Origin of the sequence: Candidatus Pelagibacter sp. Uisw_094, assembly GCF_047729535.1 — a bacterium.
Classification (GTDB): domain Bacteria; phylum Pseudomonadota; class Alphaproteobacteria; order Pelagibacterales; family Pelagibacteraceae; genus Pelagibacter.
Genome location: NZ_CP159823.1, coordinates 165198 through 191454, shown reverse-complemented (window position 1 = coordinate 191454; position 26257 = coordinate 165198). Strand labels below are relative to the sequence as shown.

Sequence of the window (26257 nt, the reverse complement as noted above, 5' to 3'; positions counted from 1 at the left end):
CATGACAGAACTTAACAAAATCGTATTAAAAATATTGTCTAGTGGTAAAGGAATCCTTGCAGCTGACGAAAGCAACGGAACAATGACTAAAAGATTAGAGTCAGTTAATATACCATCTAGCCCAGAAAATAGACTTCTATTTAGAGAAACTCTTTTTTCTGCAAGTGGAATGAAAGATTTTATTGGTGGTGTTATTTTGTATGATGAAACCATCAACCAAACATCTAGTTTAAAACAGACTATTCCAGAATTAATTTCTAAGTTTGGAGCAGTTCCAGGAATTAAAGTTGATACAGGTGCAAAAATTCTAGCAGGCTCTCATGAAGAAAAAATTACAGAAGGTTTGGATGGCTTAAGAGAAAGGCTAAAAAACTATTACAAACTTGGAGCAAGATTTACAAAGTGGAGAGGCGTCTATAACATTTCAGATAAATATCCAAGCAAACTATCTGTGCACTCTAATGCTCATGCTCTGGCAAGATATTCAGCTTTAGTCCAAGAATGTGGAATGGTTCCAATTGTAGAACCTGAAGTTTTGATGGATGGAGATCATTCTGCAGAAATTTGTTTTGATAAAACCTCTGAAGTTATTCAAAAATGCTTTGAAGAATTAATAATTCATAAAATTGATTTAAATGGAATAATTTTAAAACCTAATATGATTTTAGCAGGAACTACTTCTGATAAAAAGATATCAAGTGAAGAAGTTGCAAAGCTTACTTTAAAATGCTTAAAAGAAAATGTACCAACTGACGTATCAGGAATTGCTTTTTTATCTGGTGGACAAACAGAGTTGGAGGCAACAGAGAATCTAAACTTAATTAATAAGTATAATGATACAAATTTTATTATGACTTATTCATACGGTAGAGCATTACAACAAAGTGCACTTAAATTTTGGTCAAAAGATACTAATAATACTACTGGCACTCAAAAAATCTTTAACCACAGAGCAAATATGTGCACACTTGCAGCTCAAGGCAAATGGTCAAAAGAACTTGAAGCAAAATAAAATAAATAAGAAATTTGTTTATCTAATTTCTCCAAATAAAATATCTGGTATAACTTTTTATGACGATTTAGCTCTTGTATTAAGTTCAAAAAAAATCAGTTTTTTTCAACTGCGACTTAAAAAAGAAACAAATTCAAATAAATTAATTATTGGAAAAAAAATTAAGAAAATTTGCAATAAGTATAAAGTTAAATTTTTAATCAATGACGACCCCTTGCTAGCTAAAAAATTGAATGCAGATGGTTGTCATCTAGGTCAAAAAGATATGGACTTGATAAAAGCTAGAAAAATATTAAAGAACAAAATTATTGGTGTGACCTGTCATAATTCTATTAATCTAGCAAAGAGAGCTATTGAAGCTGGTGCTGATTATTTAGCTTTTGGGGCATTTTATGCAACTAAAACTAAGACAGTTAAATATAGAGCAAGTTTAACTGTCTTAAAATCTATTAAGAAAATAACATACATACCAATTGTGGCTATTGGCGGTATAAAGCTTAGTAATTATAAAAAACTTTTATTGAATAAAGCTAACTTTTTAGCTATTTCAGGCTACATTTGGAATAATAAAAAATATAAACCCTTTGAAGCAATAAAAAAATTAAAATGAAATTATACGCAAGTGAAATTAGAGTTGGAATGTTAATTGAGTACAAGAATGATCTTTGGCAAGTTTTAAAAACTCAACATGTAAAACCAGGCAAAGGTGGTGCTTTTGCTCAAGTAGAGATGAAAAGTGTAAACAAAAACACAAAATTAAATGAAAGATTTAGATCAAGTGAATCTGTTGAAAAAGCTTCGTTAGATGAAACAAAATTTAATTATCTTTATAGTGATGAAGTCGATTATCATTTCATGGATCCTAAATCTTACGAGCAAATAAGTATTAAAAAAGAAACAATTGGGGAAAAAGGTAAATTGTTGACAGAAAACTTGGAGGTTAGCATAAGTTTTTATAATGAAAAACCTTTAACAGTTGAATTACCTAACCAAGTAACAAGCACGATTGATACAACAGATGTTGCTTTAAAGGGCCAAACGGTTTCTTCATCATATAAACCTGCAACTTTAGATAATGGAATAAATATTCAGGTTCCTCCGTTTATTGAAAGTGGGGATAAAATCATAGTTGATACAAGAACTATGGAATATATAAAAAAAATATAAATCATATGCAATCGATATCAGCCAATCTAAATGTCATGATAAAGGCTGTAGAAAAAGCATCTAGAGCTTTAATTAGAGATTTTGGAGAAATAGAAAAACTACAGGTTTCAATCAAAGGACCTACTGATTTTGTATCAAATGCTGATTTAAAAGCTGAGAAAATAATTATAGAAGAATTAAAAAAAGCAAGACCTTACTATTCTATTATTAGCGAAGAAGATGGTTCTGAAACTAATAAAGATAAAGAGCATACGTGGATAATAGATCCTATAGATGGCACTACAAATTTTTTACATGGAGTTCCTCACTTTGCAATATCAATTGCTTTAAAATCTAGTGATGAAATAGTATCTGGGTTAATTTATGATCCAATAAAAGATGAAATGTTTTATGCTGAAAAAGAAAGTGGTGCATTCTTTAACAATCAAAGAATTAGAGTGTCAAAAAAAAGAGACCTTAATAGTTGCTTGTTTGCTACTGGCGGTGTAACTAAAAATGAAGTCGATTTACCTTTAAGAAAATCTGGAAGTGCAGCACTTGATATTGCCTACGTTGCAGCCGGTAGATATGATGGTTATTTTCAAAATGATTTAAATTTATGGGATATAGCTGCTGGTATAATATTGATAAAAGAGGCAGGTGGCTTAATTAATGAAATTGACCTCTCACAAAATAAAAACATCAAAATAAGAGCTTCTAGCATGGCAATTAATGACAAAATGCTTGAAAAATTAAAGAACTTTTAATTGTTTTATAAAATTCTTTTGCTATAAGTCTCGATATGAAAAAAGACATACACCCAAACTACCACACTATTAAAGTAGAAATGACTGATGGAACTCAATTTGAAACAAGATCAACTTGGGGAAAAGAAGGAGAAGTTTTAAAATTAGAAATAGATCCCAAATCTCATGCTGCTTGGACAGGTGGAAAGCAAAAACTAATGGACAAGGGTCGTGTAAGCAAATTCAATAAAAAATTCCAAAATTTCAGATCAGAAAAGAAAGATTAAATGTCAAACGTACCATTAATGCCAATGGCAACAGCTGTTTGGTTAGTAGAAAATACAACACTTACTTTTAAACAAATTTCAAAGTTTTGTAATTTACATGAGGTTGAAGTGCAAGGTATTGCAGATGGTGAAGTAGCAAAAGGGATAATGGCTTATAACCCCATTATATCTGGTCAGCTTACAAGAGAAGAAATTGAGCTGGCATCTAAAGATGAAAATAAAGAATTACAGATAAAAAATACTGATATTGAAATTTCAACTGAAGATAAAAAAATTAAAAAATACATTCCTTTATCTAAAAGACAAGATAAGCCAGATTCAGCTTTGTGGTTAATCAAACATCATTCATTACTAAAAGATTCACAAATAGCAAAACTAGTTGGAATAACCAAGGCTTCTGTTACTGCAATTAAAAATAAAAGTTATTGGAATTATAACAATTTAAATCCTAAAGACCCTGTAGCATTAGGGCTGTTTTCTCAAAAAGACCTGATTGAAGCTATTGAAAAAGCTGAAAGAAGAATAAAAAGGGAAAAAAAAGAAAAGGAGAAAGCAAAACTAACAAGAGAAGTTTCGAACATTGAATAATTTTAATAGACACCAAAATTATATGATGGTACTTAAACATTCTTAAAAAATATTTATGAAAATAGAAGTTAAAGATAACAATATTGAACAAGCTCTTAGAGTTCTTAAAAGAAAATTACAAAGAGATGGTTTTTTTAAAGTAGTAAAATTAAAAAGTGTTTACGAAAAACCTTCTGAAAAGAAAAAAAGAATTTTACAAGAAAATATTAAAAGAGTTAAAAAGTTAAATAAACTCAAAAATCGAATTTAAGTATACCGCGGGGTGGAGCAGTCTGGTAGCTCGTCAGGCTCATAACCTGAAGGTCGGCGGTTCAAATCCGTCCCCCGCAACCAATCCTCTCGACAAATTAATTAAATTTTAAACCTAGATTTTTTACTATCAACTAAAAATGCTTTAACAGTTTCTTTTGTAAGTTGATCAAAAGTTTTTCCAAAATTTTCAATTTTTTCAATAGTTGTTGGTGGGATGGTTATAATGTGACAGCCCAATTGTTTTGCTTGTAAATAATTGTAGGGCTCTCTAACACTCGCCCAAAGTATCTCTACATTTTTAAATTTTTTTGCCATTGCTATACTTTTTTTAAACTCTGGAACTGGGTCTTTACCAGTATCCCCTGCTCTACCAGCAAATATTGAAATTATAACTTTAGTTTTTTTATTAATTAATTTTAAAGTTTTTTCTGTTTGTTTTGAACTATAAATCGCTGTTATATTAAGTTTAATATTCAAACTATTAAGTTCTTTAATAATTTTACCCATAAAAATACCTTTAGAGTTAACAACTGGCACTTTTACGAAAACATTCTTTCCCCAGGTATTAATCTGAAGAGCTTGCTGTTTCATCGCTTTATAGTCATCTGCAAATACTTCTAATGAAACGGGTTTGTTGTTACAAATTTTTAAGATCTTCTTAGAATAGGATTTATAATCTTTTGCTCCTGCTTTTCTCATTAAGCTAGGATTAGTCGTAAAACCTTTAACTATTTTTTTCTTATTAAACTTCTTTATTAAATCTAATTCTGCAATGTCACAAAATATTTTTGTTGTCATTAATTTTTAAAGGTTTTTAGTTATATCCTCAGTCATTTTTTTTGCATCTGCAAATAACATTAGAGTATTATCTTTATAAAATAATTCATTATCAATTCCAGCATATCCAGGGGATAAACTTCTTTTTACAAATAATACTGATTTGCATTTCTCAACATCTAGTACTGGCATTCCATAAATTGGGCTTTGGTGGTCAGTTTTTGCAGCTGGATTTGTTACATCATTTGCTCCAATTACAAATGCAACATCTGCATTAGCAAAATCATTATTAATTTCTTCAAGTTCAAAAACCTCATCATATGGAACATTAGCTTCAGCCAACAATACATTCATATGACCTGGCATTCTTCCTGCAACCGGATGAATTGCATAAGTAACTTTAATGTCATTTTTTTTTAAAGTATCTACCATCTCTCTTAAAGCATGCTGTGCTTGAGCTACTGCCATGCCATAACCAGGAACAATTATAACTGATGAGGCATTTTTCATTAAGAAAGCTGCATCTTCTGCATTACCACTTTTGACTGGTCTTTGCTCTTTATTACCAGTTGATGTTGATTGTTCTGTTGCACCAAATCCCCCTAAAATTACATTAAAGAAAGAACGGTTCATACCTTTGCACATTATATAAGATAAAATTGCACCTGAAGATCCAACAAGGGCTCCTGTTATAATTAATGCAGTATTTTCTAAAGTAAAACCAATTCCTGCAGCAGCCCAACCAGAGTATGAATTTAACATTGAAATCACCACAGGCATATCTGCTCCACCAATTGGAATGATTAATAAAAATCCTATTAAAAATGAAACTGCTATTAATATCCAAAAAAAGTTAGATGACTGCGATGAGCAAAGCAAGTAAGTAAAAATTAGAATTGAAATTAACAATAAAGCGTTAAGAAAATGCTGTCCCTTAAAAGTGATTGGTGACCCTGACATTATTCCTTGCAGTTTTAAAAAAGCAATTATTGAGCCTGAAAATGTTATGGCACCAACTGCAGCTCCAATTGACATTTCAATCAAGCTTGCAAGTTTAATAGCACCTACTGATCCTAGATTAAATGCTTCCGGATTTAAGAAAGCTGAGATTGCAACAAAAACTGCTGACAGTCCAACTAAACTGTGAAATCCTGCTACTAATTCTGGCATAGCAGTCATTGGTATCTTGTAAGCTATGAATGCCCCTATAAGACCTCCTACTAGTAAAAAAATAAGTACATAAATTAGTCCACTAGAAAAACTTCCTACTGATAAAAAAGTGACAGTTATAGCTATCACCATTCCTAAAATTCCAAAAAAATTACCCTGTCTTGAAGTTTCTGGCGATGAAAGACCTCTTAATGCTAGTATAAATAGAACTCCTGAGACTAAATAAAATATTGCTGATAAATTTGCTGACATAATTATTTATCTTTCTTTTTCTTTTTATACATTTGAAGCATTCTTTGAGTGACCAAAAATCCTCCAAATATGTTAATGGCAGCAAGAGATATTGCTAAAAAACCAAGAATATTAGAGATTGTAAAGACATTATCTGAACTTCCAGCTAAACCTGCAATTATAGCACCAACAATAATTACTGATGATATTGCATTAGTAACTGACATTAATGGAGTGTGCAAAGATGGGGTTACACTCCAGACAACATAATAACCAATAAAAATTGATAAAATGAATATGCTTAATCTAAATATAAAAGGGTCTATTTCCATAAATCTATTTAATTAATGTTTTCTTAATTATCTCATCTTCTAAATTAATATTAATTTTTTTATTTTCTTTATCATATAAATTTGACAAAAAATTAAATACATTTTTTGAATAAAGATTTGAAGCCGAGACAGGGAGTTTATTAAGAATATTTGCCTCACCCATAATTTTTACTCCATTTTTAATTATAATTTTATCAACTTCAGTAAACTCTGAATTACCACCTTGAATTGCTGCCAAATCATAAATAACAGAGCCTGATTGCATGTTATCAATCATGTAGCTTTTAATAATTAATGGAGCTTTTTTGCCTGGAATTAAAGCAGTGCATATTACAATATCAATTTTCTTTAAAGTTTCGGTTAAAAGATCCTCTTGTTTTTTCTTAAATTCTTCAGATGCTTCTTTTGCATAACCACCTTCTGTTTCGAGGTTTTCAGATCCTTCAACAGTTAAAAATTTTCCACCTAAGCTTTCAACTTGTTCTTTTGAGGCCATCCGTACATCTGTTGCAAATACGATAGCACCCATTCTTTTTGCTGTTGCAATAGCCTGAAGGCCAGCCACACCTGCGCCAACTACTAACACTTTTGCTGCTGGAATTGTACCTGCCGCTGTCATCATCATTGGTATTGCCTTTTCAAAATTTGCGAATGACTCTATTACCGCTTTGTAACCAGCAAGATTGGCTTGTGAAGAAAGAATATCCATTGATTGAGCTCTAGTTATTCGAGGCAGCATTTCTAAAGAAAAAATATTTATATTCTTTTTAGATAAATTTTCTATTTTTTCTTTATTATCATAGGGATTAAATACCCCAACTAGAGTTTGGTTTTCTTTTAAATTTAAGAGATTTTCTTCAGATAACAATCCTAACTGAAGAATGATATCAGCATTACTTAAGGTTTCAGTTTCGTTGCTAGAAATTTTAACACCTAACTTCTTATAGTCACTATCTTTAAATCCTAAGTGTTCTCCATATTTTTCAACTAAAGAGATTTCAAAACCAAGAGATATATATTTTTTTGCAATATCAGGAGTGATTGCTATTCTTTTTTCTACTTTTTGATTTTCTAAAATTGAAACGATTCTCATAGAGTGAACTCTATAGTAAGAATATTGCCATTAAAACTAAAACACCAATAACAGCGACAGTTCCCCACAATACGTATTTTGTGAAATTATTCCAATTATTCTTATGGTTTTGATTGTCCATGAAGACTACTTCTGTCTTGCTTTAAATTTTGGGTTTGTTTTATTAATTATATAAACTCTACCTCTTCTTCTAACTAATTTAGAATTAAGGTCTCTTTTCTTTAGTGATTTTAACGAGCTTTTAATTTTCATAATGTTTTTTTATAGCCGGCAATGTCCTACTCTTCCGTGTCTTAAGACAAAGTACCATTGGCGCTGAAGGGCTTGACTTCCGAGTTCGGAATGGGATCGGGTATTACCCCTTCGCAATAATCACCGGCGAGAGTGTTATACCTAAAATAAAAACATTGTAAACAAAGAATTGAGGTCTTTTTTAAGAGTTTTTAACAATATTTGTGATGTGGTCTTTAAGATTAATTTTTCCAAATATTTTGTGAACTTTATTTGATAAATTCATACTTGTTAAAGCTGAGGCGTATCTTTCACCTTTTCTTGATGGAAGAAACTTAACTTTACTATTAAACATTTTTGCAACATCAATAATCGTATAGCTCTTTTTATGAAATACACTGTAATGTCTGCACTCATTTTTTTTCCAAGCAAAATAACAAACATCGACTGTATCAAAAACATGTGTAAATCTTCTAGATTGTGATCCTGGCCTAACTATCGTTAATGGTATTTTCTTTTTAAACTGATCCTCAAATATTCCAACCACTGTAGCCATAGAACCTTTTTTTATTTGCCCAGGTCCATAAACATTATAAAAATAAATTATTTCATACTTAAAATTAAACCATTTTTTTAAATTTTCTAATAGTTCTAAATTTTTAGCTTTAGTAAATGCATAAGGAGATAGGTTTTTATCGTCACCTTTATTTCCAATACTCGCTGATGTTGCTGAATATATAAGTTTAATTTTATTAGAAAGACAAAAATCAAATACACTATTTGTTCCTACAATATTTGATTCCATACACTTATCCATCTTTAAAAAACTTTGATAGATTCTTGAAAACTCACCAAAATGAAATACTGTATGGATAATATTTTTGTAAATTTCTAATTTTCTAGATATATTTTTTGTATTACATCTAAAATAATTAACTCTTTTGTTTTTAATATGGTTTTTTTTATTTCCTGATGAATAATTGTCTAGACTAATAATTTTAAAATTAGTTTTTTTAACAAGTAAAGAAATTAAATTTGAACCAATAAAACCTGCTCCACCGGTGACTACAATAATTTTTTTCATTTCAAAATTTATATTTAAAAATCACTATTAAAACTCTAAAGGCATCATAAATTCCAATTTTTTTTCCTTCATCATAGCCCCTGCCTTTATAATGAATTGGAACCTCTTTTATATTTAAATCTAAATTTGAAATTTTAGTAGTGACCTCGGGACAAAATGCAAAATCATTTTCTTTGGGTTTAATCTTTCTTAATAACTTTGTCTTAAAAATTTTATAACATGTATGTGCATCAGTTAAGGATTGATTATTCAAAATATTAGAAAGTATTGTTAATACATGGTTTGAAAAAATTCTAAAATTAACAGAAGGCTTTTTTTTCAATGAATATCTTTGTTTATTTAATACTCTGGATCCATAAACTACCTCTACTTTATCCTCTAAAAAGGGGGTTAATAATTTTTTATAATCCTTTGGATCATATTCTAAATCTGCATCCTGTATAATAACAAGTTCTCCAGATACATATCTTAGAGCTGATTTTATACATGCACCCTTACCTTTATTTTTGTTATGGAAGATTTTTTTTTTTATTGCTTTATGTTGAGCTTGTTTTATTTTTTTTCTACTCCCATCAGTTGAAAAATCATCAACTAAAATCAATTCAAGATTTAAATTTGTATCAATAACTTTTTTAATTATTTTGGAAATCGTAGAATTTTCGTTATAACAAGGTATTACAACAGACAATTTTTTTTCAAATATGGATTTCATTAAAATATACCTTTTTTGCTTTTTAACCTGTTACTGTATTTTTTCATATGGTCATGCAATAAATAAAGTTTTATTTAAATTTAAAATAAATAGTATCGCTGAATTAATTATTTTAGGTTTTATTTTTTTATCTTTTTTAGCATTATTTTTAAACTTTTTTATTAGTTTAAATGTCTATCTCAATACATTTATCTTTTTTATTAGCTTTATTTTCCTTTTTATCTCAAAAAATTCGATTGATTTCATTAATGTTACCAAAAAAATTGCAATTATCAGCTTAATAGGATTTGTAACTTTTTTATTAGATCATTCTAATAGACCAGATGCTGGTCTTTACCATCTTCCATACATAAGTATGCTTAATGAGGAAAAGATAATATTAGGTTCTGTTAACTTACATTTTAGATTTGGGCATATTTCATCTTTGCAATATTTGTATGCTATATTTAATAACTTAATATTAAGTGATAATGGAATTTTAATACCTCTTACATTAATTTTTCCTACAATATCTATTTATTTTTATGAAGAGTTAAAAATAAACCATAATATAACTCTAAAATTATTTTCAATATTTTCATTAGTTTTTATCTTAAGTACAATGAATAGATATAGTGGTTTTGGTAATGATGATCCAGCTCACATGATATATTTATTAAGTACCTACAACATCATGAAACTCTTTATTATAAAAAATGAAGACCCAAAAAAAATATACAATAAGATAGTGCTTTATTGTATAAATACATTTTTAATAAAACAATTTTATGTTTTAATATTAGTCTTTCCTTTAATTGTATTTATAGCAAATTTCAAAAAAATTAATTTGTTTACTAAACCAAATATATTTTCAACTTTTTTTATTTTGTTATGGCTGTTTAAAAATGTTTTGATTTCATCTTGCGTGCTATATCCAGTAAATTTGACATGTATTAAATCTTTAGAATGGTCACCGATAGGTACAATAAGCGACTCAAAAAAAGTTAGTTTGTCATCTGAGGCTTGGGCTAAGGCTTATCCTGATAGAATAAATAAATCAAAAGGTTACAGAGAGCATATATCTGATTATGAGTGGATAAAGGGATGGATGAATACTCATTCAAAAGTGGTAATTAAAAAGATATTACCCCTATTAATTTTTTCAATTTTAATAATACTTTTCTGCTATGCAACATTAGAATATAGGAAAAAAGTTAAAACAAAAAAAATTATTTTAATTATTTTTGTAATAAATTTAATTTTTTTATTATTTTGGTTTTTTAAATTTCCAACTTATCGTTATGGTGCTGCGTATTTAGGTACCTCTATAATATTATCAAGCATAATAATTTTAAATAGATTCAATATTAAACATAATATAAGGAAAATATTTACCTATACTTTAATATTACTCTGTTTTTTGTTAACTTTAAAAAATTTTAATAGAATATTTAAGAATTTAGATACAAAATATATTGACTACCCGTGGCCAAAGAAAAACTCTTTTACATCAAGTAATAAAAAAAACACAAATATACCAAGGATACAAGATAAAGAAATTATCTATTATACTGCTTCACCTTATACATTGTGCATGTATAGCAAAGCACCCTGCACATCATTTAAAAATTTAAAATTGAAAAGAATAATATATCCCTGGAATTATAAAGTTTTAATAGCTAACTAAATAAATTTTTTTTAAAGACTTACCAAATAAATTATAAGAAAAAACTTCAGATCTCTTATTATTAAAAGGTTCGTTAGATATTTTATACCTGGTGATGGTATCAAAATACATTAATCTTTTATTTTTATAATTTTTGATATGTTGATATTCATGCATTAAATGAGGAAGTAAAGGTCCAGGATTAGTTTGAAAAATAATATCTCTTTCTTTCATAATAGTAAATAATTGCGATGTTAAGTTTGATTGAATATTATAATTTAGTAATAATAGAAGAATTATTAAGACATTAAATTTTAAATTTATCATATATATGTATATGGAGTTTGAAATAATAAAAATTAGACAATAAAAAAATGGTATTGTCAGTAAAAGATATCTTTGTGATAACTTCAAAAAAGATAGTATAAATATGTAAATTAAAATTATAGATATGAAGAAATATATTTTCTTTAAATCAAACCTCTCTTCAACAATTTTTTTTAATGAAAAAATTAGGTAGAATATATATGTAAAAAAAGTACATATTATTAGTTTATAAAAATCTATATTAAATAATCTTTGAATGGTCCTAAATTTATTTCTCCATAGTTAGATGATAAAAATTTAGATAATAAAAAACTAATTGAAAAAATGATTATAATTTTAAAAATTAGATTTTTATTTAAACTCTTTTTAGTTAACTTAAAAAGTAATGGAAATGTAATCAGACCTAAATATCCAACGTAATAAATAAAATTTGAAAAAATATTTAAAAGATATGCTAAATTTATTTTTTCTAGTTTGATGAAAATTGATCCATCTGAAACAAATTTATCTGGTAGCAGATAGAAATCAAAGTAATATTTGTTCAAAAATAAAAAAATAAAAAAAATAAAAATAGGAAATATAATGCCGACTATTAAATTAAACTTTAATTCAAATCTTATTTTTTCAATAAAAAATAAATATATAAAAATAATTGGTAAATATATGAGATTGAATGGCTTTAAAATAATTGCAAATGAAATCCATAATGATGTTTGTAAAACCTTTTTTTTATTTTTGAAGTTATCAAGTAAAATTGAAAAACCATATACACCTATAGAGAAAGCAAATAAATCGACATAAATTCTATGTCCATAATACCAAATTAATGGATTTGACATAAATATAATTAAAAATAATAAATTATTCTCTTTTTTTAAAAAACTTAATAAATTTTTAAAAGCGATGATTAAAAAAAAATAACTAGTTGCAGAAAGAATTCGAATAGTTGCTTCTGGGCTTAAAAATATTATTGCCTTACTTAACAACGAACTCAGCAAGGAGAAAATAATTGTGTTTGCTTGCACATTATAAAAGCTATCTATAAGAAAAAGTTTATCTTGTTGTAAAAAAAAAAAAGCCAACTTTGAGTAAGCGCCTTCAAAATTAGTAGGATACCAATTTATCGTAATTAGATGAAGTAAAAAAATAAAAAAGAATACTATAAAATACCCCTTTGTATTTAATTTTTTATTTAGTAGAGTTTTTAGCATAAAAAAATAGCATTAAATAACCTGAAGTGGCTATGATAATACTAGTTAAAAAATTTTGATAAATGTAAAAATTTAAAAATGGCAACACTATTGATAGTTGAATTAATAGATTGGTTTTGACTATACTTATTTTTTTTATAAGAAGGTGGTGAATATGACTATTATCTGATTGAAACATATTTTTTCCTTGAGTTAATCTTAAAATCGAAACTCTTATTAGGTCAAAACCAGGTATTACCATAATTAAGAAAATTTCATCAACAAAAAAAAGATTTGATTTGGTATAAGACCCAATGAATAAGAAAGAAAAAAGAGAACCCAGTAATAATGTACCATTATTTCCAATAAAGATTTTTTTATTAAAGTTATAATATAGAAAAAAAACTCCACAAATAATTAAACCAAAGTAAAAATGGATCATTATTCCTTTGCTTATAAAAATGATTGATAAAAATATTAAATAAAATCCAAATTGCAAATCGATTCCATCAAACATATTGCAAGCATTAACAAAACATATGAAGCATATAATTGTAAATAAAATAGAAAAATTGCCTAATATTATCGATTTTGAATAAAAACTAAAATTTAACTCTTCAATTAAAAAATTATTATTAATCAAGATTGTACATAAACTTACAAAAATCATCAAATATATTTTTGTATTAGCTTTTAAATTAAATTTATCATCATACAAACCAATTATAAAAAAAATATTTGAAACAAAAATTAAAGAAACCATTTCTCTTAAAGTAAAGAAAGTTTCCACAGTGTCATAAATATAAAAAACTAAATATATTAAGTTAAAGATAAAAAATAAAAATCCTCCTATTAAAGAAGTTTTTTTTTTATGTAATTTTCTGGCATAATCTGGAAAATCATAAAAATCGAACTTTTTTGTAATCTTGTTAAAACTAAATATAAAAATTATATTAAGTATCAGTGTTACTATTATAAAATTATAATTCATTTTTTTTATTACTTAATAAATAAAAACCTACTGGTAAATAATTTATTATTGAGATCCAGTTATTAAAAAAATTACCCGAAGGCAATAACGGCATTAAAGATATTAATAATGCTAATAAATAAAATATCTTAGCTTTATACAGGTTATTATCTTTATTTGAAATTAATAACCAAAGATTAATTGACATAAATTTAAGTACATAAAACAAACTTAAAAAATAAAATGAAATCCCAACTATACCTGTTTCAGACAGAAACTGCATAATTGTATTATGTGGATGTGTGGTACATGAAAAAACATTTTCCCTATATCCATCTTTGCACACTTCGCGAAACATTTTTACACCAGAACCAAACATAATATTGTCTTTAAATATTTTGTAAGCTGCTACGATATGGTAATGATGATGAATACTATAAATATAAATTTGGTCATTGTCCGTTAACTCTTCTTTACTATTTGAGATACCAATTTGATTAAGTGTTTTGTCAATTAATCTTTTTTTTGATCCTTCATGTGTAAGTATTATTGATATAAAAATAAGACCAACTGTAAATAGTTTTAAAAACCATTTAATATTTAAAAAATTAATTAAAAGTGCTCCCATTAAAATGCTTAGAAATGCATAAAATAAAGCAACTCTTTCTCCTGACAATAAAACTAGAACACAGCTTATTAATAAAAATAATGAAACATAACCGTCTTTATTGCCAATTATATTTAAGTATTTGCAATACATGTACAAACCTAAGTAAAATGGTAAAATCCTCGAGATAAAACTTCCAATAATTAATTCATCCTTGAAAAAACCACTTAATCTATAAGTATCTGCCATTAAAAATGGCGGATATCCAAATATATTTTTTGAATAAAAGAATTGAATAAAACCATCGAAAACTATGATCATTAGACAAAATGATATGGAGCAAAAAAAATAGTATAAATATTTTTTATCCAATTCAAATAACGATTTAATTGCAATAGCAAATAGCATAAATCTTATATAAAAAAATGAGGATTTAAGTGATAAAAATAAATTTTCTGAAAATAAAGAACGGAAACATATAATAACCCAAAAAAGAATAAAAAATTTTACAAAAGGATCTTTTAAAAAAGTAAAAATATTTTCTTTGAAACTTTTTTTAATGAATATTATACAAACAACAACCAAACTAAAATCTGCAACAAACCTACTAAAAATCAAAGCAAAAGGTATTAAGCAAACTAAATATAATTGAAGTAAATCATAGCTTAAATTTTTTCTAATCAAATTCATATTTAGAAAATAATATTTTGATTATTTTTTGAGAAACATTCGGAACTATATACTCGGGGATATTTTCTTCAAATCCATTTAGCTCTAATGAAATCTTAATTTGTTTTTCAATATTTTTTATAGAGCTACCTATTAGTATTGATGATCCAGCTTCAATTGTTTCAGGTCTTTCTGTTGCATCTCTTATTATTAAATTTGGTTTTTTTAATATTGCAGCCTCCTCCTGAACTGTTCCACTGTCAGAAATTATACATAAACAATTTTTTTCTAATTTAGAAAAATCAAAAAAGTCTAACGGTTCAATTAATTTTATATTTTTATGTAATTTAATTTTAAATTTTTTTAATTTAATTTTTGTACGAGGGTGTATTGGCCAGATTATTTGTTTTTTTTTAATTGATGATATTTTTTTTAAAATTGAAATAAGATCATTTAATCTTTGAAAACTATCAACATTTTCTTGTCTGTGGGCAGTTAAAAGGAAGTAATTATCTTTAGTTAAATTTAAAGAATCTAAAATTTTAGAATTTTTTATTTTTTTTTCATAAAAATTCATAACTTCAAATATTGGGTTTCCTGTAATAAATATTTTTTTTCTATTAATTCCTTCTTTAACTAAGTTTTCACAGCTTCTATTAGTATAAGGTAATAATATATCGCTTGAATGGTCAATAATTCTCCTATTAATTTCTTCTGGTACCTCATCATTATACTGTCTATTACCAGCCTCCATATGGAAAACAGGGATTGAGAGCCTTTTTGCTATAACTGCACCAAGACTACTATTTGTATCACCTAAAACAAGAAATCTATCAGGTTTGATATTTAATAAATGTTTCTCTAATTTATTAAATATTTTAGATAATTGCTCGCCAAAAGATCCCTTTGCATTTAAAAATAAATCTGGTTTTCTAATCTTTAAATTTTTAAAAAAAATTTTATTAAGATTATAATCATAATTCTGTCCAGTGTGGATTATTGTATGTTTGCTATACCGATCTAACAAAGGTATAATTCTAGATAACCTTATAAACTCAGGTCTTGTTCCTAGTAATGTTACTATTTTCATCTATTTTATTAAAATTCTAAAATTAAATCTTTTAAATTTGGAACTCTTTTGTATTCAGTGCCTAGCCAAATTTTTTTTACAATACTAGGGTACATAGTAGATAAAGTTCTGTTAATCCTTTTTTCAGCTGTAATACTTTTAATATTGATATTTTTTTTTGTTTTTTTTTTAAATATATTTAGCATTTCATATTTATTAATTATATCATTTGGCATTACATGAATATTAGGTGGTAAATAAATTTTATTTTGAATAATAGATATTATAACCTTCGCAAATGCATTTGTTGTTAGTCCATTCCAAGAATGATTTTTAAAACCATTTAGTTTTGATTTTTCTTTTTGAGAAAGAAACCATTCATACAAAGACTTTATACTATTCAATTCTTTTCCAATAATTGATGTTCGAATATTGTAAAAATTTTTACTATTTACCTCACCCAAACTCTTAGATTTACCATATATGTCCTCAGCATCATGAATATCATTTTCATTATAAAGCCCTTTTTTACCAGAATAAACACAGTCTGTAGCTATTTGATATATTTTATTTTTTTCAAATCTTTTATGCAATTGATGAGGAAATGCACTATTTATTTTAATCGCGTTGTACACGCTATCTTGTTTAGTTTCATTAATTTGTGGTTTAATTATTCCTATACAATTAATTATTATTGTATTTTTTGTTATATATTTTTTTAATTTTTCAACATTATCTATTCTGGCGTCAAATTTGAAAAATGTAATTTCATTTAAATTATTTAATTTAAAATTTTTTTTTTGCTTTTGATTTCTTATACTTGCAAATATTTTATATCTTTTTGAGTCTAAAAAAACTTTTAGAACTTCTGAGCCAAGCATTCCAGTAGACCCTAAAATTATAATTTTTTTTTTATCTCTCATCTATTTTCCAAGGATTCCAATATCTAGCATCAAATCTATAATCATCCTTGATACTCTCTTCAAGTGACAGTGTAGAAAAAATTATTAATTTAGAATTATTCTCAAGTGACATTGAGCCATTAGCATACCCCTTAGGAACATGAATAAAGTCATGATTCGATTCGTTTAAAAAATAATTATAAACTTTATTATTCTTTTTTGGTTTTTTTATATTATCGATTTTAACAGCACTTACTTGAAATGTACCCTCTAAACATTTTATATACTTCTCTTCTTTTAAATGACCATGCCAAGCCCTAATAAAATTTTTTGAATAGTTGTGAACTATATAGAATCTTTTTATATTATTAAATTTTAGATTATTATTAAAAATTAATGATCCTCTATTGTCAAATACTATATTTCCACTAATTACTTTTGGATCCATAAATTATATTTTTTCTTTAAATAGTTCTAGGTATTTTTGATTAGTATAACGCGGATCATTAAAATTTTTAATCCTTTTTTCAGTTAGTAGTTTTTTTAATTCCTTAATCCCAAAGCTTAGGTCATATATAGCATTAAAATTTAATTCTTTACGGGCTTTATCATTTTTTACACGATAATTTCGAGCATCTTGGAATTTAATTTTAGTTTTGATAATTTTTGAATTTTTAAAATGTTTTCCGATTGCATTAGCAATTTCTATTATGCGCATGTTTTTAAGTGACAAATTATATATACCTTGTTTTTTTGATCTAATTGCAATTTCAATAGCTCTAGCTACGTCCTTAACATGAAGTATTGGTCTAAATTGATCTCCCCCAAATACTGACATTTTTTTTTCAAAAAAAGCTTTTGCACTTAAAGTGTTAACCACGAGGTCCATTCTTATTCTTGAATAGTTATCGCTAACACCAAATAATGTACCAAGTCTAAATATGATTGAGTTGCTGTCTTGTAAAATTTTTTCACATTTAAGTTTAGATGTTGCATAATGAGAAAGTGGATTAACATCAGAATTTTCATCTAAGATTCCATTTTGAGCTCCATAAACTGAGCATGTTGAAATAAAGACGATTCTTTTTTTATATATTTTAATTAATTTTTTTAAAGTCTGAAAATTTATTTCATCAGTTAAGTTAGGGTTGATGCTACATGCTCCATCTCCAACTAAAGCTGCTAACCATATTATAGAATCAAAGTTATTAAGTTTTGATTTATAAAAATCTTGATCTCTTATATCGCCAAATATAAATTTACAATCTTTTCTAAATGATTCTTCGTATAGTAAATTATCATAAACTGTTACATCATATTTTTTTTTCAAAAGAAGATCTACAATTACACCCCCTACATACCCTGCACCACCAACAATTAGAATTTTTTTCATATTATTTATTCAGTTAAATTATTTTAGGCTTTGGCAAAGGAACAATAAACTTTCCCTTAAAGCCCTGTTTTTTAATATTTTTTATGAGTTCTTTGGATATATGCCAAGAAAATAATAAAAGAAAATCTATTTTTTTAAGTAAATGTGCTTTTTCTTCTATTACCGGTATTTTTGTACCAGGCATAAATCTATTTATTTTGTAAGACCCCTTAATTTCTAAAATATTATCAATTATTTCTTCATTCAATCCAACATAATTAATTAATGTTGCCGACCTTGACGGAGCGCTAATACCTGAAATTTTAACTTTTTTATTTTTTTTTTTTATTTTTGACAGAATTTCTAAAAGATCTAGTTTTGATGTTGTTACTTTTTCCTTAAAACTATTCATATAGTTCACTGATAAATATTTTTTTTCATTATTTAAAATTTTTTTAACATTTTTACTAATTGGAAATTTATCCTTAAGTCCAGCATAAACCCTTATAGATCCTCCATGTGTGGGGATTTCTTTTGCATCAAATACCTCGAAACCAAATTTTTTGAATAAGAATTTTAAACTAGTAAGTGAATAATATCTTAAGTGTTCATGGTAAACAGTGTCATACTGTATATCCTTAAGTAATGGGATTAAGTAATGTGACTCAGTTATAAATACACCATCTTTATCAAGGCATTTTTGGATACCTTTCATAATATCTTCTAAATTATCAATATGTGCAAATACATTTGTTGCTGTTATTATTTTAGCTTTACCATATTTCTTAAAAACTAAATTTGCAGTTTTTAAATTAAAATACTTTATTAAAGTATCTATTCCTCTTTTGATTGCTATTTTTCCTATTTTTTCAGGTGTAATGCCAAGGACCTTAAAATCAGATTTAAAATTTGATAATAAATTTCCATCATTAGACCCAACATCAATCATTAAATCATTTGATTTGTAAGAAAATTTTCTCCTCACCTCTTTACTTAAGTTAAAAAAGTTATCTCTTAAAATCTTAGTTGTGCTGCTCGTATATGGATACTCTGGTGGAAAAAGTATTTTTTGATCAACAATAGTACTTAATTGAACTAATTTGCAATTTTCACAAAACAATAATTCTGCAGGGTAACTTGGTTGTTCTTTTGCTTCATAACTCAACTTATTAAATTGATTTACAGGCGGCAAATATCCCAAAAAAAGAACTGACTTTAAACTTTTATTACCACATATTTGACAAGATTTTATTTGTTTAGAGTTCATAATTTAATTAATCACTTTCTTTAAACCGTCTTCTAATAAAGTATAATTCAAAAAACCAAGTTTCTTTATTTTAGAAATATCTGGACATCTAGCTTTTGTTCCACCTTTTGCTATTGGTTTATTTTTAATATTAATCGTTTTTTTGAAAATTTTAGCTATAGTTTTACAAAGTTTATTTATTGAAACCATTTGTTCAGTTCCAATATTATAAATTTGCATATGTTTTCCTTTAGTCATGACTAGTTCAAAGGCTTTAATAAAATCATCTATGTATATAAAAGCTCTGGTCTCTTTACCCGTCCCTTTTATAAAAAAGTTTTTAGATTTATTTTTTTTCATCCTTAACAATAATTCTGGAACAACATGTTCATTGCCCATATTTTTACCATATACATTATGTGGTCTAAAAATAATCAATTTTTTAAAATATTTTCTACCAAAATTAACCCCCATAAGTTCTGTAAAGATTTTTCCACCGGCATAAGAGAATCTTGGATTCATTATATCTGGTATTTTTATTGACTCTTTCTCATCTGTGGGAATTTTTTTTGGAAAATGATATACCTCTGAGCTTGATGCTAAAAAAAGATTTTTAATACCTCTTTCTTTACAGCTATCTATGATATTTATTACACCTTTCGCAGCAACCTCTAAAACTATGTCAGGTTTTTCATAAAAATACTTAGTTCCATTAACTGCAGCCAAGTGTATTACGGTATCAATATTCTTACATGCTTTAAATACATGTTGGAAATTTCTTATGTCACCTTTTATAAATTTTGCCTCTTTAAGAGCACTTATATTTTTAAGCTTACCTCTGGAATTATTGTCAAATATCGTAACATTGTAGCCCTTTAAAACTAACATTGAACTTATAGCAGAACCAATAAAACCTGTACCACCCGTCACTAAAATATTTTTCATATCTTTGAGTTCTCAATATTGGTCATACCCCAAATATCTATAACTTTTTTATTTTTAAAATTTAATTTCTTATATATTTTATGAGGAGCACCTATAATTATGATATCTGAATTTTTAATTGTATAGTTTAAATCATATAAGCTTTTATCCTCAGTGACATAAGGGTCTGAGCAAAATACATTCTTACATAATCTATTTAAATTATTTTTTAGCTTATAACTTAGTGATGATCTGATATCGTCACACTCTGATTTAAAAGCCATACCTAATATTCCAACATTTTTTTCTGACAGATTATAATCTGTGGATAATTTTTTTATTAAATACAGAACTAAACCTTCATTTACCAGCATTGAATTGATTCCTAAATTAAAATTATTTTGATTAGATGCCATCAATTGCATTGTATCCTTAAACAAACAGGGACCAGCAGCAAATCCAGCTGATGGCATTCCACCAGCCCTTGGATATCCATCAGTTGTTATCTTTCTTATTTTTTCAAAATTAAGTCCTGCTGAATTTGCAATCATAAAAAATTCATTAGATATAGCAAACTGAATATATCTAAAAGCATTGGAAAATAATTTTGAGAATTCAGCTTCTTTTAAATCACTGAAAATAATCTTTTTTGAAATATGTTTAAAGATATTTGCTGCTTTTTTTTTAGCATTTTGACTGGTAGCAGCAACAATTTGTGGTAAATTTTTTATTTCTTCGAAAGTTTTTCCTTGGACAACTCTTTCTAAACAAAAAGCAACCTCAGCTTTAATTTTTTTTTTTAAGAGATAACTCTTAAGCCACTCACTAGTTCCTGGAAATACTGTAGATCTTAATATAATTAAACTTTTAGAATTTAAGTACGGCAATATTGAGTTGATACATTTTTTTAATTGATTCAAATCAGGATTCATAAATTCATCGACAGGAGTACCAACTGTAATTAAAAAATCTCCATTTTTCATTTCATCACTGGGCTTATCAATAAAATATAAATTGTTTTTTTTTCTAGCTTTTTTGAATTCTGCTAGGCCGTTATCTTCTTTAAATAACATTATTCCTTTATTTGCCTTTTTTACGTTGTCAGAGTTAATATCATAACCAATAACCTTGAATCCTTTGTTAGCAAATAAGATGCTCAAGGGTAACCCAATATGACCTGTTGCACCAATAATGGTAATTTTTTTCATCAATTTTAATTAATTTACTTTTTTAGCTTGTATATCCTGTCTTCAAATAAAGCCAAGGGAAATCTAAAATTTTTTATGTTAATAAAGCCATTTTTTTCAAGATATTTTTCAATTTTTTCAAAATCATAATTCGCATACATTTTAGATAATTGTTTTTCTACCATTATATATTTTATTTTTTTATTTTTTAAAGATTCATGTGCACCTTTTAAAACTTGATATTCATATCCTTCTGTATCAATTTTTAAAAAATCTAATTTATCAATTTTATTTCGTTTCAGTAGGTTGTCTAAAGTGTCAGATAAAACAATTTTTTTTTTAGTAAATCTTTTTTTAGTTTTGAATAAAATTAATCTTTTAAACTTATACCAATTTGAATTTATATTAATTGTAGAAAGTGTTGAAGTGCTAGATAAACTGTTTATATAAATTATTTTTTTTTCAATCTTTGAACCTAAGGCAAGATTTTCTATATTTATTTTTATATAAGGAAAGTTAGACTTTAAATAGTAAAGATTTTTTAAAATTTCATCTTGTGGCTCAACTAATACAGCTGATTTAATTTTTGGACTTTTTTCGATTATGGATTTAAAAAATTCTCCTTTATGAGAGCCAACATCAACTATGTTTGTTATCTCTAATTTTTTTATAAAAAAATTAATTTTTTTAAAATAATAAAAATTATCAATAAAGTTAATTATAAATTCTATTATTATGTTCATATATTAAATAATTTTTTAAAAAAAACTTTCCATGCATAAAAATACCAGTTTAGATAATTAGTTGACCATCCTAAAACTCTAAATCTACTTTTTCCAAATTTTCTTTCTATCCAATTTGCTGGATAATCAAGACACTTAAAATTTTTTTCATAAGACTTCAGAAGATATTCAATACTATATGTAAACCCTTTAGTAGATGTAATCTGAATATTTTCTACCACTTTTCTTGAGAATAGTCGGAAGCCATTAGTTGAGTCCTTACTTGGAACTCTTGCAAGATAGTGGAGTGTAAAATTTACAATTCTAACCAATAAAAATTTAAAAAAAGGACCATTAATAATTTTACTACCTTTTGCAAACCTGCAAGGAGAAACAATTTCAGCATTATTTTTAAGAGCAACTTCAATCATTTTATCAATAATATCCTGATTATAGTCGTCATCTGCGGGCATTACTAAAATATAACTAGATGCAGAATGTTTAATTCCAGACATTACCGCTCCATGTGCGCCTTGATTATCATTTTTAACAAAAACAATATTATCTTGTTTTGGAAAATTTTTTTTAATGCAGGAAATAGTATTATCATTTTCATTATCATAACAAATCAATATGTTATGAGATGACGAAACAGATTGATTAAAAGCATTGATTGTGGAAAGAATTGACTCACCCTCATTATACACAGGTATAACTATATCTAATTGCTTTTTTAACATTGTAATTATTTGTGCTCAATATCACTAATTATTTTGTGAACTTTTATACATAAATCGATATTTTGCGACAAAAAACTTGGATTATTCTTTTTTAAGTCATTAATAAAATCTTTTATATTCAAACTAGTTGCTACACGTCTAGAGATATCAAATATATTACTATTTTTTTGAACAAATAATATTTTATCATTTTCTTTAATAGTAAAATTGTCATGATAATTTTTGCTTGTATTTTTTATCAAAAGCTTATTATTATTATTATCTAAAACCGAAATATCAAATAAATTTATATTATTTTTTTTGTTTGATAAAAAAACTTCAAAATTATTTTTATTTTTATCAATAAAATTTAATTTGTATGAATCATTATTTTTTGACACATTAATCAATTTAAGGTCATCAAAAATTTCAATTAAAATTGAAAACAAATGAAAACCAAAATTATATAAAATTCCACCCCCAATTTTATTATTATTTTTCCAAGAATCCTTATACTTTAAAGATCTAGATTGAAAAAACCACCTGACAACAATTTTTGAATTAGATAATTTTTTTTTATTGATAATTTTTTTAAATTTAATTATAGCTGCTAATTTTAAAAAATTTAAATCAAAGCTTGTAAGTAATTTATTTTTTTTTATGGTTTTTGTTATTAATTTTGCATCCCTAAAATTATAAGAAAGTGGTTTTTGTCCAAAAAAAGGAATTTTTTTTTCTATTAAATACTTAATAATTTTTGATTGAATTTTCGGAGGTACAGCAAGAACTACAAAATCTGGTTTATAGATTTTAATTGCTTTTTTCCAATTCATTAGGAAGGTAATAGTTTTATCTTTTAAATTCTTTTTTGTTTTTGAGCATATGCCAATTAAATCTATATTTTTTTGATTTTTTAAAATTGGATAAAGAATATTTAAACCATAATTAGCTCCAATTATTAATGCTGAATATTTCTTATGTTTCATTATTAAATATTATTTTTCTATAAACAAGATATCCATTAATTTATTAAATTTTGACCTTGAGTACCAATTGCCTCCATAAAATAATTTTTCATAAGCAAGGTCTTTGCATTTAAATTTACTTACATTTAATTTAAAACAATTTTCTAATTGATAATTAACCAAGGATCTTTTTGCTTGCCAGTGAACACCCAAGTAGGGAGTTAAGGTGCCAATTGAAAAAATATAGATTAGAGCACATGTTAAAAATAAATTTTTATATCTTTTATTTAAATATCTTTTCAAATCATCTCTTAAGAAGAGCAAAAATCCAATTTGGAATAATATTGATATAGTTACATATCTTGGTTGGATAAATCTTGAAATTTCTGGTCTTGAAATTGCTACTAATAAAGCTGTAAAAATGCTTATTATCAAAATAGGATTATTGCTTATAAAATAACGAATTTTAATTTTTTTGATGATAGCAAAATAAATTAAAATCAATAATTGAAAGTAACCAATGAATAAACTTGGTAATGAAAAAATTGTTGACCAAGGGAAAAAAACATTACCAAAGAATCCTGGAAAGTAAAATATCTTTATAATATTTATATAATCTATAGCTTCACCTTCTGCTAAATTATTTACTGGTATAAAAAATTTTGGCAAAATATAAGCAAAAATGAAGGATAATATTGAAAATATTATATAATTTAATCCAATTTTTTCTCTTAGGTTATATAAACCAAAAATTATTGAAAAGCCTAATATAGCAAAACCTGAACCAAAAATATTTGGTGCTAAAATAATAATCAAAAAGTTATAATAGTGAGAAAATGTTTTATTATTTAACAAATTATATGAAAAAAGTGAAATAAGTAAAAAATTTAATGTCCAGCTAATATTAATCAATTGGGTTATGCTTGGAAAAAGTTTTCCAGAAAACATGAATAATATTGCTATGGCTACTAGCGGTAAACTAAGATTTAATTTAATAAAAGTTTTAATAAAAATTATACTAGATAAATATATAAAAAATACGGAAAGATAATTAAATAATTGAAAATCTAAATTCAATATAACATTGTTCAAATAAACAAGGAATTTTATTATTGAATGATTATGAATATTTTCAAATCTAAATAACCAATTAGAAAAAGTAACGTCTTTTAAAAATAAACTATCCAATAAAGACCAATCATCTACCCAAAGAAAATTACTACTAAAAACTATAATTATAAAATAAAATAATGTTGTTAAAAAACTTAATAAAATTAAAATCTTATTTTGAATATTTCCAAGTAATTTTTTTGATATAAAATAATGAAATATGAATATTAAAAAAGTTACTAGGATTAATTTTAAAGATATATTGGAATAAAATAAATTTTCAATACTTTGAATTTCGTTAAACAAGTCACTACACTTACTTTTTTTATTGTTAGCTAAATATAAACAAAAATTAAATAAGCTATTCAAAAAAATTATTTATTATAAAGCCAGTGGAGCTTATTATGTGAATTTAATTTCTTTTTCTTCAAGGCATAACCTAAGCCACTATAGTTTCCGTTAATTGGAAGTCCACAACCAGATCCAACATAACCTGGCGCTTTTTCTTTTAAATTGTTTTTCCACCAAATATTATCAAACCAAATACTTACAACTTTTAAATCACATGCATCATCTGAATAAAAATAACTATTGTCATCTAGTTTTTTCCAAAGATATTTTATGCAATCCTCTGTAGAGGATGATAAATCAACATCAATAAAACATAGTTGAATACTCTCCTTATGTTTTTTTAAGGATTTGGAAAAAAGACCTTCTCTAAAGATACAAACATCTAACTCACCAAATGAATATATGTTTTTTTTCACTTCTTTTAAGCTACCAATATACATTCCTGCTCTATAGTAACCATATAGGTTTAAATGAGGATACAATCTTTTGCCAAGTTTTTTTTCAGATCTTGGCAAACCTTGAAATGAATCATAGACAATTAATTTGGCACCAATTATTTTGGCAGCAATAGACAATGCTATTGTTGATGAGCCTTTGTAACAACCACATTCAACAATAAAT

32 protein-coding genes, 1 tRNA gene and 1 rRNA gene are annotated in these 26257 nt (G+C 25.9%); 9 read left to right on the top strand and 25 right to left on the bottom strand.

Annotated features, from left to right (window positions below; all coding sequences use genetic code 11):
- Window position 1 precedes the first annotated feature (1 nt).
- From ABXT72_RS01015 to ABXT72_RS00980, 8 genes are all read left to right on the top strand, one after another.
- Window positions 2-1012, top strand: a complete 1011-nt coding sequence (locus tag ABXT72_RS01015) for a class I fructose-bisphosphate aldolase (RefSeq protein WP_415278489.1) — start codon at window positions 2-4, stop codon at window positions 1010-1012.
- Entirely contained in the window at window positions 999-1622 is a 624-nt protein-coding gene (thiE, locus tag ABXT72_RS01010; RefSeq protein WP_415278488.1) for a thiamine phosphate synthase, read from the top strand. Before ABXT72_RS01015 ends, thiE begins: the two co-directional genes overlap by 14 nt.
- The gene (gene efp / locus ABXT72_RS01005) at window positions 1619-2179 is read left to right on the top strand and encodes an elongation factor P (RefSeq protein ID WP_415278487.1); all 561 of its coding nucleotides are present in this window, start codon (window positions 1619-1621) and stop codon (window positions 2177-2179) included. The genes thiE and efp overlap by 4 nt, the downstream gene beginning before the upstream one ends.
- 5 nt (window positions 2180-2184) lie before the next feature.
- On the top strand, window positions 2185-2925 hold the full coding sequence (locus tag ABXT72_RS01000) for an inositol monophosphatase family protein (protein WP_415278486.1): 741 nt from the start codon (window positions 2185-2187) through the stop codon (window positions 2923-2925).
- Window positions 2926-2960: 35 nt separating this feature from the next.
- A complete protein-coding gene (rpmE, locus tag ABXT72_RS00995; RefSeq protein WP_271512504.1) occupies window positions 2961-3191 on the top strand; it encodes a 50S ribosomal protein L31 in 231 nt (76 codons plus the stop codon).
- Window positions 3192-3779, top strand: a complete 588-nt coding sequence (locus ABXT72_RS00990; RefSeq protein ID WP_011281790.1) for a DUF1013 domain-containing protein — start codon at window positions 3192-3194, stop codon at window positions 3777-3779.
- 55 nt (window positions 3780-3834) lie between these two features.
- Window positions 3835-4029: a 30S ribosomal protein S21 gene (rpsU, locus tag ABXT72_RS00985; RefSeq protein WP_006997326.1), complete on the top strand. Its 195-nt coding sequence runs from the start codon at window positions 3835-3837 to the stop codon at window positions 4027-4029.
- 6 nt (window positions 4030-4035) lie between these two features.
- Window positions 4036-4112 (top strand) — tRNA-Met (locus ABXT72_RS00980).
- An 18-nt stretch (window positions 4113-4130) separates the two neighbouring features.
- On the opposite strand, the gene ABXT72_RS00975 is transcribed toward ABXT72_RS00980, so the two are convergent.
- The 9 genes from ABXT72_RS00975 to ABXT72_RS00935 form a co-directional block, all read right to left on the bottom strand.
- Window positions 4131-4829: a transaldolase family protein gene (locus ABXT72_RS00975; RefSeq protein ID WP_415278485.1), complete on the bottom strand. Its 699-nt coding sequence runs from the start codon at window positions 4827-4829 to the stop codon at window positions 4131-4133.
- A 6-nt stretch (window positions 4830-4835) separates the two neighbouring features.
- Window positions 4836-6230, bottom strand: a complete 1395-nt coding sequence (locus tag ABXT72_RS00970) for an NAD(P)(+) transhydrogenase (Re/Si-specific) subunit beta (RefSeq protein ID WP_415278484.1) — start codon at window positions 6228-6230, stop codon at window positions 4836-4838.
- A 2-nt stretch (window positions 6231-6232) separates the two neighbouring features.
- Window positions 6233-6541: a proton-translocating transhydrogenase family protein gene (locus ABXT72_RS00965; protein WP_415278483.1), complete on the bottom strand. Its 309-nt coding sequence runs from the start codon at window positions 6539-6541 to the stop codon at window positions 6233-6235.
- Between the two features lie 4 nt (window positions 6542-6545).
- A complete protein-coding gene (locus tag ABXT72_RS00960) occupies window positions 6546-7634 on the bottom strand; it encodes a Re/Si-specific NAD(P)(+) transhydrogenase subunit alpha (protein ID WP_415278482.1) in 1089 nt (362 codons plus the stop codon).
- Window positions 7635-7644: 10 nt separating this feature from the next.
- The gene (locus ABXT72_RS00955) at window positions 7645-7755 is read right to left on the bottom strand and encodes an aa3-type cytochrome c oxidase subunit IV (protein WP_415278481.1); all 111 of its coding nucleotides are present in this window, start codon (window positions 7753-7755) and stop codon (window positions 7645-7647) included.
- Between the two features lie 5 nt (window positions 7756-7760).
- The gene (ykgO, locus tag ABXT72_RS00950; RefSeq protein WP_006997331.1) at window positions 7761-7886 is read right to left on the bottom strand and encodes a type B 50S ribosomal protein L36; all 126 of its coding nucleotides are present in this window, start codon (window positions 7884-7886) and stop codon (window positions 7761-7763) included.
- Between the two features lie 13 nt (window positions 7887-7899).
- Window positions 7900-8014, bottom strand: a 5S ribosomal RNA gene (rrf, locus tag ABXT72_RS00945).
- A gap of 53 nt (window positions 8015-8067) precedes the next feature.
- On the bottom strand, window positions 8068-8949 hold the full coding sequence (locus ABXT72_RS00940) for an NAD-dependent epimerase/dehydratase family protein (RefSeq protein WP_415278480.1): 882 nt from the start codon (window positions 8947-8949) through the stop codon (window positions 8068-8070).
- A 1-nt stretch (window position 8950) separates the two neighbouring features.
- Entirely contained in the window at window positions 8951-9661 is a 711-nt protein-coding gene (locus ABXT72_RS00935; RefSeq protein ID WP_415278479.1) for a glycosyltransferase family 2 protein, read from the bottom strand.
- Between ABXT72_RS00935 and ABXT72_RS00930 the strand changes: the two genes are divergently transcribed.
- A complete protein-coding gene (locus ABXT72_RS00930) occupies window positions 9651-11327 on the top strand; it encodes an LIC_10190 family membrane protein (protein ID WP_415278478.1) in 1677 nt (558 codons plus the stop codon). The two genes, ABXT72_RS00935 and ABXT72_RS00930, sit on opposite strands and share 11 nt — an antisense overlap.
- Here ABXT72_RS00930 and ABXT72_RS00925 read toward each other — a convergent pair.
- The 16 genes from ABXT72_RS00925 to ABXT72_RS00850 all read right to left on the bottom strand — a co-directional run bounded on the left by ABXT72_RS00925 (window position 11313) and on the right by ABXT72_RS00850 (window position 26253).
- Entirely contained in the window at window positions 11313-11633 is a 321-nt protein-coding gene (locus ABXT72_RS00925) for a hypothetical protein (RefSeq protein WP_415278477.1), read from the bottom strand. The two genes, ABXT72_RS00930 and ABXT72_RS00925, sit on opposite strands and share 15 nt — an antisense overlap.
- Window positions 11634-11869: 236 nt before the next feature.
- Complete coding sequence (locus ABXT72_RS00920) at window positions 11870-12844, bottom strand: hypothetical protein (protein WP_415278476.1); 975 nt, start codon at window positions 12842-12844, stop codon at window positions 11870-11872.
- Window positions 12822-13814 carry an MraY family glycosyltransferase gene (locus ABXT72_RS00915; RefSeq protein ID WP_415278475.1) on the bottom strand — a complete coding sequence of 331 codons (993 nt, stop codon included), beginning with the start codon at window positions 13812-13814 and terminating at the stop codon, window positions 12822-12824. Before ABXT72_RS00915 ends, ABXT72_RS00920 begins: the two co-directional genes overlap by 23 nt.
- A complete protein-coding gene (locus tag ABXT72_RS00910; RefSeq protein ID WP_415278474.1) occupies window positions 13804-14721 on the bottom strand; it encodes an O-antigen ligase family protein in 918 nt (305 codons plus the stop codon). Before ABXT72_RS00910 ends, ABXT72_RS00915 begins: the two co-directional genes overlap by 11 nt.
- 355 nt (window positions 14722-15076) lie before the next feature.
- Window positions 15077-16159: a non-hydrolyzing UDP-N-acetylglucosamine 2-epimerase gene (gene wecB / locus ABXT72_RS00905; RefSeq protein ID WP_415278473.1), complete on the bottom strand. Its 1083-nt coding sequence runs from the start codon at window positions 16157-16159 to the stop codon at window positions 15077-15079.
- A gap of 8 nt (window positions 16160-16167) precedes the next feature.
- On the bottom strand, window positions 16168-17061 hold the full coding sequence (locus tag ABXT72_RS00900) for a sugar nucleotide-binding protein (protein WP_415278472.1): 894 nt from the start codon (window positions 17059-17061) through the stop codon (window positions 16168-16170).
- A complete protein-coding gene (locus ABXT72_RS00895; RefSeq protein ID WP_415278471.1) occupies window positions 17051-17488 on the bottom strand; it encodes a WxcM-like domain-containing protein in 438 nt (145 codons plus the stop codon). Before ABXT72_RS00895 ends, ABXT72_RS00900 begins: the two co-directional genes overlap by 11 nt.
- 3 nt (window positions 17489-17491) lie before the next feature.
- Complete coding sequence (locus tag ABXT72_RS00890; RefSeq protein WP_415278470.1) at window positions 17492-18433, bottom strand: NAD-dependent epimerase/dehydratase family protein; 942 nt, start codon at window positions 18431-18433, stop codon at window positions 17492-17494.
- A gap of 13 nt (window positions 18434-18446) precedes the next feature.
- Window positions 18447-19679, bottom strand: coding sequence for a class I SAM-dependent methyltransferase (locus ABXT72_RS00885; RefSeq protein WP_415278469.1), 1233 nt, complete (start codon window positions 19677-19679; stop codon window positions 18447-18449).
- A 3-nt stretch (window positions 19680-19682) separates the two neighbouring features.
- A complete protein-coding gene (locus ABXT72_RS00880) occupies window positions 19683-20603 on the bottom strand; it encodes an NAD-dependent epimerase/dehydratase family protein (RefSeq protein WP_415278468.1) in 921 nt (306 codons plus the stop codon).
- The gene (locus tag ABXT72_RS00875; protein ID WP_415278467.1) at window positions 20600-21790 is read right to left on the bottom strand and encodes a nucleotide sugar dehydrogenase; all 1191 of its coding nucleotides are present in this window, start codon (window positions 21788-21790) and stop codon (window positions 20600-20602) included. Before ABXT72_RS00875 ends, ABXT72_RS00880 begins: the two co-directional genes overlap by 4 nt.
- A gap of 14 nt (window positions 21791-21804) precedes the next feature.
- The gene (locus ABXT72_RS00870) at window positions 21805-22512 is read right to left on the bottom strand and encodes an FkbM family methyltransferase (protein WP_415278466.1); all 708 of its coding nucleotides are present in this window, start codon (window positions 22510-22512) and stop codon (window positions 21805-21807) included.
- Window positions 22509-23231, bottom strand: a complete 723-nt coding sequence (locus tag ABXT72_RS00865; protein ID WP_415278465.1) for a glycosyltransferase family 2 protein — start codon at window positions 23229-23231, stop codon at window positions 22509-22511. Before ABXT72_RS00865 ends, ABXT72_RS00870 begins: the two co-directional genes overlap by 4 nt.
- A gap of 5 nt (window positions 23232-23236) precedes the next feature.
- Window positions 23237-24196, bottom strand: a complete 960-nt coding sequence (locus tag ABXT72_RS00860) for a Gfo/Idh/MocA family oxidoreductase (RefSeq protein ID WP_415278464.1) — start codon at window positions 24194-24196, stop codon at window positions 23237-23239.
- A gap of 9 nt (window positions 24197-24205) precedes the next feature.
- On the bottom strand, window positions 24206-25591 hold the full coding sequence (locus ABXT72_RS00855; protein ID WP_415278463.1) for a hypothetical protein: 1386 nt from the start codon (window positions 25589-25591) through the stop codon (window positions 24206-24208).
- Between the two features lie 68 nt (window positions 25592-25659).
- Window positions 25660-26253: a TylF/MycF/NovP-related O-methyltransferase gene (locus tag ABXT72_RS00850; RefSeq protein WP_415279146.1), complete on the bottom strand. Its 594-nt coding sequence runs from the start codon at window positions 26251-26253 to the stop codon at window positions 25660-25662.
- Window positions 26254-26257: the final 4 nt, after the last annotated feature.